This is a genomic window from Teichococcus deserti, assembly GCF_001982615.1.
GTDB classification, from domain to species: Bacteria; Pseudomonadota; Alphaproteobacteria; order Acetobacterales; family Acetobacteraceae; genus Pseudoroseomonas; species Pseudoroseomonas deserti.
Genome location: NZ_MLCO01000085.1, coordinates 21,978 through 29,231, shown reverse-complemented (window position 1 = coordinate 29,231; position 7,254 = coordinate 21,978). Strand labels below are relative to the sequence as shown.

Genomic DNA, 7,254 nt, shown 5'->3' with positions numbered 1-7,254 from the left:
GAGGGGCGGGGCGTTCCGGCGGCAGGCCGGCACGGCGCAGCCTGCGGCAAATCTTGCGCGAATTCCCCTGGCGCCGCTGGCTTGCCGTCCTCATCTGCGTGGCGGTGCTGCTGGTGGGCGTGCCGCTGGCGGTGGCGCTGGTGGGCGACCTGGGCGCGCTGCTGCTGCTGGTGGGGGTGGGCGGCTTCGCGCTCGGCCGGGCCACGGCGCCGCGGCCGCTGCCGGCCGCGCCGCGCAAGAAGGGGAAGGGGTGAGCCATGCTGTGGCTGCTGCTGATCGTGCTGCTGGTGCTGGGCTTCCCGATGATGCTGCTCTTCGCGGCGCTGTCGGTCAGCCTGTGGCTGGTGGGCGCCGTGCTCGGGCTGGTCTGGGCGGTGCTGACCTTCCTGCTGCATGACGCGGCCATCGCGCTGCTGGTCGTGGCCGCGCTGTATCTCGGCTACCGCATGGGCCAGAAGCGCCAGGTAGAGCAGCGCCGTATCCCCTGAAACGCCGCTACCGGTCGCGGCGGAGCAACAGCAAGAAATACCAGTCGGGCAGGAAGCGCAGGATGGTCGGCGCCAGGCGGGCCTCGAGCGCGGCCACCTGCGCCGCCAGCGGAGCGCCGCTGGAAAACTCCGAAGGCGGCGCCAGGACCACGCGGAACCGGCCTGCGGGCAGCCTTTCGACATGGCCGGGGAAGACCAGGGCGCCCGTCGTCGCCGCCAGGCGGCAGACCAGCCCGATATTGCCGGTCTGCGTCGCTGCGCGCCCGAGCCGCGGCGCCTGCACCCGGCCGCCGGAAAATTCATCGACGAAGATCAGCATGCACTCCTCGCCGGCGCGGAGCACGCGCAGCGCCTCGCGGGCGGCGAGGCGATCCGGCGGGATGCAGCGCGTGCCCAGCCGGCTGCGGACCCGGATGGCCAGGCGATGGGTGAAGCGGTTGCGCGGCGGGGCGTAGATCATCGCGCAGGGCAGGCCGAGCCGCGCCAGGGCCGCGGGCATCACCTCCCAGTTCGTCACATGCAGCCCGGCGATCAGGATCGGCCGGCCGGCGGCCCGCGCGGCCTGCAGCGCCTCCACGCCCTCCACCTCGACCCGGCCGGCGGGGCCCAGCCGCTCCAGCATGGCGAATTCGGCATGCAGGGCGCCGAGGCTCCCGGCCATCCGCCGCAGCGCCGCCGCCTGGGCGTCCGGGGTGTCCGCCAGGTCGGGGCGCAGGGCGCGGATATGCTCGCCGGCCCGGGCCAGGCGCATGGCCTGCAGCCGCGGCACCAGGCGGCGCCCCAGCCAGGACCCCACCGCGGTGACCGAATCGATGGGCAGCAGCCGCAGCGCGCCATGAACCGCGCCGTTGACCAGGCCGAGCGGCGCGTCGCGCAGCCAGTCGCGCCAGCCGCCGGGGATGGGCGGCGGCACGGCCTTGCGCGGGATCACCGCCGGAAGATCTGCATCGGCAGGCTGTCGCCGGGCCGCAGCGTCAGCCGGCAGACCGGCTGCACGTCGACGCCCGGCTGCAGCCGCAGCCGGGCATGCCGGGCGAGGGTGGCCAGGCAGAGGATGGCCTCGGTCAGGCCGAAGGACAGGCCGGGGCAGATGCGCGGCCCGATGCTGAAAGGGACATAGGCGTATTTCGAGGGCGGCGCGCCGCCGCCGGGCAGCCAGCGTTCCGGCAGGAAATGGTCCGGCCGGTCCCAGAGCCGCCGGTGGCGGTGCAGCAGCCAGGGCACCACCATGACCGTGGCGCCGGCGGCGACCGGGCGGGTGCCGATCTGGTCGGCGGCGACCGCGGTGCGGGCCTGCAGCGGCACCGGCGGATAGAGCCGCATCGTCTCCTCGATCACCGCCTTGGTGTAGGGCAGGTTGCGCAGGTCGCCCCATTGCGCCGGGCGATCGGCGGGCAGCACGGCATCCAGCTCGGCATGCAGCCGGGCCTCGACCTCGGGCGCCTGGGACAGCAGGAACCAGGCCCAGGCCAGGGTGTTGGCCGTCGTCTCATGCCCCGCCATGAACAGGGTGGCGGCCTCGTTGCGGAAGGCGACCGGGCCCATGCCCTCGCCGGTGGTGGTGTCGACGCCCTCGGCCATGGCGCGGATCAGCGAGGCCTCGCCGCCGCTGCCGCCCTGCATGATGTCGGCGATCAGGCGGTCGACCACCGCGTGGATCCGCGCCGTCGCGCGCCGCGCCCGCAGCCAGCGCAGGTTGGGCAGCAACTGGCCGAAGCCCAGCATCGACAGCAGGCTGATGGTCTCGATCGAGGCCTGGTACTCGGTGAAGGCCTCGACCACCGTCTGGGCGTTGCGGGCGCCGAGGTCGCGGCCGAACAGCGCCAGGCAGATGATCTTGGCGGTCAGCGCCGCCATGGCTTCCAGGGCGTCGACATGGCCGCCGTCCGGCAGCGCGGCCCAGGCCTCGCGCTGCTCCTGCGCCGCTTCCGACATCACCACCGACAGCGCCGCCATGCGCGAGGCATGGGTGACCGGCGCCACCACCCGGCGGCGCTCCTTCCACAGCTTGCCTTCGCTGATGAACAGCCCGTCGCCCAGCAGCGGCGCCAGGGCGCGCTTCTGCTCGATCGATTTCGGATGGTAGTTGGCGGCGTGCTCGATGAAGGCGTGCTGGACGGAGTCCGGGCTGTTGCAGACCACGATCTGCCGCCGCAGGACCTTGTAGGAGAACAGCTTCCACTCGAAGGCGCGGTCCGGCCAGACCGCCAGCAGGTTGCGCGAGGCCTCGCGCACCATCCTCAGGGTGGAGAGGGCGCCGGACGGGCGGGGCGGATAGGGCGGAACATAGGCAGCATTCATCAGCGACTCTCGACCCGTCATGCCGGCCTTCGCACTAGCATGCTGCCCAAGGGCTGTCGCGCCGCCCCCGCGGTGGCCTTTCTGGAAGAAAAAGATGATGGGGGGTCCGGGGGGAAGAATTCATTCTTCCCCCTGGCCTTACTTCGCCGCTCTGATCCGGCTCAGATCGAAGCGCTTCACCAGCTCCGTCAGGAAGTTGGCGTCCGTCAGTCCTTCGCCTTCCAGCTTGATGACGCTGTTGCCGCTGACCAGGGTGATCTCCCCCGACTTCTGCTCGGCGTCGAAGCGCAGCAGGGCGGTCTCGCCGTTGATGCGGACCCGCCGGTCGCCCGGCTGCATCATCATCGGGTTGGTCACCATGGCGGCCAGCCCCTGGACCATCGGCGAATCGGCCATGATCTGGGCGGTGATGTGGGCCTCGACCTCGCCTGCGGTCCGCGCGTAGCGGCGCTCGACGATGACGCCGCCGCCCATCATCTGGGCGGCCAACGCCGCGCCGGCGCTGTCGGCCTCTGCCGGCTCCAGGGTCCAGCCTTCGGGCGCCGCCGGGAAGAAGGCCTGGAAACCCGCGCGGCGGCGCATGTCGACCTCGCGCAGCGCATAGACCAGCTCGTTCGAGGCGCCCTTCATGTCGCCGGCGACATAGAGCTGGCGGGCGCGGTCGATGGCGTCGGTGGCGTCGTCGGCCCGGGCCGGAAGGGCGGCGAGCAGGAGCATCGCGGGCAACAGCAGGCGGCGCATCATGGCGGGGGCGGTTCCTCCGGGGGTGGCGGCGGCACCCTGGCCGTGCCGCCTGACCCCGGGAAGGCCCTGGACCGTCACGCTTGCGAGACGGCGATCACTCCACGACGAAGCGTGGGGCAGGGGCCGGGCGGCGTTGGCCCAGCTTCTCGCGCAGGCGCGCCGCGATCTGGCGGTAGGCGGCGGCCTCGTGGCTGTCGGGGCGGGCGCCGACGACGGGCGTGCCGGCGTCGGAGAGCTCGCGGATCTCCAGCTTCAGCGGCAGCTCGCCGAGGAATTCGACGCCCATCCGCTCGGCCTCGGCCCGCGCCCCGCCATGGCCGAAGGGCTCGCTGCGATGGCCGCATTGCGGGCAGCAGTAGAAGGACATGTTCTCGATCAGGCCCAGCACCGGCACCTGCACCTTCTCGAACATGCGGATGCCGCGGCGGGCGTCGATCAGCGCCACGTCCTGCGGCGTCGAGACGATGACGGCGCCGGCCAGCGGCACGCGCTGGCTCATGGTCAGCTGGGCGTCGCCGGTGCCGGGCGGCATGTCGACCACCAGCACGTCGAGCCGTCCCCAGTCGACCTGGCCCAGCATCTGCTCCAGCGCGCCCATCACCATCGGGCCGCGCCAGATCATCGGCGTCTCCTGCTCGACCAGGAAGCCGATCGACATGGCCTTCAGCCCCCAGGCCTCGATCGGCTGGATGCGGCCCTCGGAGGAGCGGGGGCGGGCGCTGGTGCCCAGCATCTGCGGCAGCGAGGGGCCGTAGATATCCGCGTCCAGCAGGCCGACGGAGAGGCCCGAGGCGGCCAGCGCCACGGCCAGGTTCACCGCGGTGGTCGATTTGCCGACGCCACCCTTGCCGGAGGCCACGGCCAGCACCGCGGCGACGTCCGGCAGCAGCATCTGGCCCTGGCCGGGAGTCGGCCGGGTGGCCCGCGCTGTCCCCGGGGCAGGACCCCCGGCTGGACCCGCAGCGGGGACATGGTCATGGGAATGTTGTCCTTGGACCGGTCCGGTCCGGACGTCGCGATGGGCGGTCAGGACGCAGGTGGCCGACAGCACCCCGGGGACGGCGCCGGCAGCTTTCTCGGCGGCGGCGCGCAGCGGCTCGAGGGCGCGGGCGCGCTCACGCGGCACCTGCAGCGCGAACTGGACCAGGCCATCACGGGCCGAAAGCCCCTGCAGCATGCCGTTCGAGACCACGTCCAGCCCGGTCTCGGGGTCGCGCACCCCGGACAGGGCCTGGCGCACGGCGGCGGCCAGAGTGTCGGACATCGCTTGAAAACCCTCTCATCCCGGACAATATCGGCCCCGCCCCCGCTGATTACGCTTTGCTCATGCATTGCGTCCGGCCTGGACAGGGCGACATATGGTCCGGCCCTGTTCGCCCATGCGCGTCTCCTGCGCAAGCGGTCGTGGCCGGGAGCACGAGAGAGACGGGAGCGCACCGAGACGATGCCGTGGAATACGAATGGCGGATCCGGCCAAGGAGGCAGCCCATGGGGCAATCCACGCCCCGGCGGGCCTTGGGGCCAGCCGCCTCAGGGCGGCGGCGGTGGCCGCGGCCCCGGCGGCGGATCGGGCGGGCCTGACCTGGACGAGGCGATGCGCCGCGCCCAGGAGATGTGGCGGCAATTCGCGCCGGGCGGCGGCAGTGGCCGCTGGATCGGGCTGGGCCTGGCCGCCCTGCTGGTGGCCTGGGCGGCCAGCGGCATCTACCGGGTGCAGCCGGACGAGCAGGGCGTGGTGATGCGCTTCGGCGCCTTCAACCGCACCGAGCCCTCGGGCCTGCGCTACCGCCTGCCCTGGCCGGTGGAAAGCGTGACGACGCCGCGGGTCACCCGCATCAACCGCATCGACATCGGCTTCCGCGCCGCCAACGACGCGCCGCTGACGCGGCCGGTCTCCTCCCGCGACGTGCTGGAGGAAAGCCTGATGCTGACCGGCGACGAGAACATCATCGACATCGATTTCGCCGTCTTCTGGCAGATCCGCGATGCCGGCGAATACCTGTTCAACACCCGCAACCCGGACCAGACGGTCAAGTCGGCGGCCGAGAGCGTGATGCGCGAGGTGGTCGGCCAGACGCCGATCCAGCCGGCGCTGACCGAGGCGCGCGCCGATATCGAGCAGCGGGTGCGGACCGGCGTGCAGTTCATCCTGGACCAGTACAAGTCCGGCATCGAGCTGACCCAGGTGCAGCTGCTGAAGGTCGACCCGCCGGCCGAGGTCATCGACACCTTCCGCGACGTGCAGCGCGCCAATGCCGACCGCGAGCGCATGCGCAACGAGGCCGAGGCGCACCGCAACGACATCATCCCGCGCGCCCGCGGCGAGGGCCAGCGGATGATCCAGGAGGCCGAGGGCTTCAAGGAAAGCCAGGTCGCCCGCGCCCGCGGCGAGGCCGCGCGCTTCACCAGCGTGCTGGCCGCCTACCAGGTGGCGAAGGACGTCACCGTCCGCCGCCTCTACCTGGAGACCATGGAAGAGATCCTGCGCCACAACCCGAAGCTGGTGATCGACGACCGGCTGCAGGGCGTCGTGCCCTATCTGCCGCTCGATGGCGGCCGCCCGGCCGGCGCGGCGCCCGCCGCCCGCGCGCCGGTGCCGCCGCAGGTGCTCAACCCGGCCCCGGCCGCGCCGACGCCGCGCGCCGCGCCGCAGGGAGGCGCCCGATGAACCGCCTGATGCTGCTGGGGGGCGCCGCGGCCGTCGCGCTGCTGGCCGCCGCCTCCTCGCTCTTCACCGTCTACCAGACCGAGCAGGTGCTGGTGACCCGCTTCGGCCAGCCGGTGCGGGTGATCAACGACCCCGGCCTGCATGTGAAGCTGCCCTTCGTCGACACGGTGATCAGCTTCGACCGCCGGCTGCTCGACTTCGACGCCGGCGGCGAGGAGGTCATCCTCGGCGACCAGCGCCGGCTGATCATGGACAGCTTCACCCGCTTCCGCATCACCGACCCGCTGCTGTTCTTCCAGACGGTCGGCGCGCAGGAGGCGGGGATCCGCGCCCGGCTGTCCTCGATCGTGGTCTCGTCGCTGCGCCGCGTGCTGGGCAATGAGAGCCTGCTGGCGGTGCTGTCGGCCGATCGCGCCCGGATCATGACCGAGATCCGCCGCCAGGTGAACGAGGAGGCGCTGCGCTTCGGCGTCGCCGTGGAGGATGTCCGCATCCGCCGCGCCGACCTGCCGGAGGAGAACACCCAGGCGATCCTGCAGCGGATGCAGTCGGAGCGCGAGCGTGTCGCCCGCGAGGCGCGCGCCGAGGGCGCCGAGGTCGCCGCCCGCGTCCGCGCCGGCGCCGAGCGCGAGCGCACGGTCATCCTGGCCGAAAGCCAGGCCCAGGCCGACACGCTGCGCGGCCAGGGCGAGCAGGAGGCGATCCGCCTCTTCGCCGAGGCCTTCCAGCGCGATCCGGAGTTCTACAGCTTCTACCGCTCGATGCAGGCCTATCGTCAGGCCTTCTCGGAGGGCGAGACGCGGCTGGTGCTGACCCCGGATTCGGAATTCTTCCGGTATTTCCGGCAGAGCCAGCCGGGCACCGCGCTGCCGGGCCTGACGGTGACGCCGGCGGCGCCGGGTTCGGCGCCTGCCGCCGCCGCGGCGCCGGCGCCGGCCCCCGTCACGCCGGCGCCCGCGGCGCCTGCGCCGGTGACGCCAGCCCCGGTGACGCCCGCGCCGGTGACCCCGGCGCCGGCCCCGGCGAACTGAAGGAACAGGCCCGGGCGGGCGA

At 72.8% G+C, this 7,254-nt stretch carries 8 protein-coding genes; 4 read left to right on the top strand and 4 right to left on the bottom strand.

Annotated elements, in window-relative coordinates; all coding sequences use genetic code 11:
- Together BKE38_RS31950 and BKE38_RS10705 are read left to right on the top strand one after the other, a co-directional pair.
- The coding region (locus BKE38_RS31950; RefSeq protein ID WP_207553542.1) for a hypothetical protein at nucleotides 1–254 on the top strand (254 nt) is incomplete at its 5' end.
- 3 nt (nucleotides 255–257) lie between these two features.
- Nucleotides 258–488: a hypothetical protein gene (locus BKE38_RS10705; RefSeq protein ID WP_076957308.1), complete on the top strand. Its 231-nt coding sequence runs from the start codon at nucleotides 258–260 to the stop codon at nucleotides 486–488.
- 7 nt (nucleotides 489–495) lie between these two features.
- Here the strand turns inward: BKE38_RS10705 and BKE38_RS10700 are convergent, their stop codons facing one another.
- The 4 genes from BKE38_RS10700 to BKE38_RS10685 form a co-directional block, all read right to left on the bottom strand.
- Nucleotides 496–1,419 (bottom strand): lysophospholipid acyltransferase family protein, encoded by a 924-nt coding sequence (locus BKE38_RS10700; protein WP_076957307.1) that lies wholly within the window; start codon nucleotides 1,417–1,419, stop codon nucleotides 496–498.
- Nucleotides 1,416–2,810: a cytochrome P450 gene (locus BKE38_RS10695; protein ID WP_083747458.1), complete on the bottom strand. Its 1,395-nt coding sequence runs from the start codon at nucleotides 2,808–2,810 to the stop codon at nucleotides 1,416–1,418. Before BKE38_RS10695 ends, BKE38_RS10700 begins: the two co-directional genes overlap by 4 nt.
- A 117-nt stretch (nucleotides 2,811–2,927) precedes the next feature.
- Nucleotides 2,928–3,533, bottom strand: a complete 606-nt coding sequence (locus BKE38_RS10690; protein WP_076957305.1) for a hypothetical protein — start codon at nucleotides 3,531–3,533, stop codon at nucleotides 2,928–2,930.
- A 94-nt stretch (nucleotides 3,534–3,627) separates the two neighbouring features.
- Nucleotides 3,628–4,797, bottom strand: a complete 1,170-nt coding sequence (locus tag BKE38_RS10685) for an Mrp/NBP35 family ATP-binding protein (protein WP_076957304.1) — start codon at nucleotides 4,795–4,797, stop codon at nucleotides 3,628–3,630.
- Between the two features lie 330 nt (nucleotides 4,798–5,127).
- Between BKE38_RS10685 and hflK the strand changes: the two genes are divergently transcribed.
- The gene (gene hflK, locus BKE38_RS10680; protein ID WP_367595612.1) at nucleotides 5,128–6,201 is read left to right on the top strand and encodes an FtsH protease activity modulator HflK; all 1,074 of its coding nucleotides are present in this window, start codon (nucleotides 5,128–5,130) and stop codon (nucleotides 6,199–6,201) included.
- The gene (gene hflC / locus BKE38_RS10675; RefSeq protein ID WP_076957302.1) at nucleotides 6,198–7,232 is read left to right on the top strand and encodes a protease modulator HflC; all 1,035 of its coding nucleotides are present in this window, start codon (nucleotides 6,198–6,200) and stop codon (nucleotides 7,230–7,232) included. Before hflK ends, hflC begins: the two co-directional genes overlap by 4 nt.
- The last annotated feature ends 22 nt before the right edge of the window (nucleotides 7,233–7,254 follow it).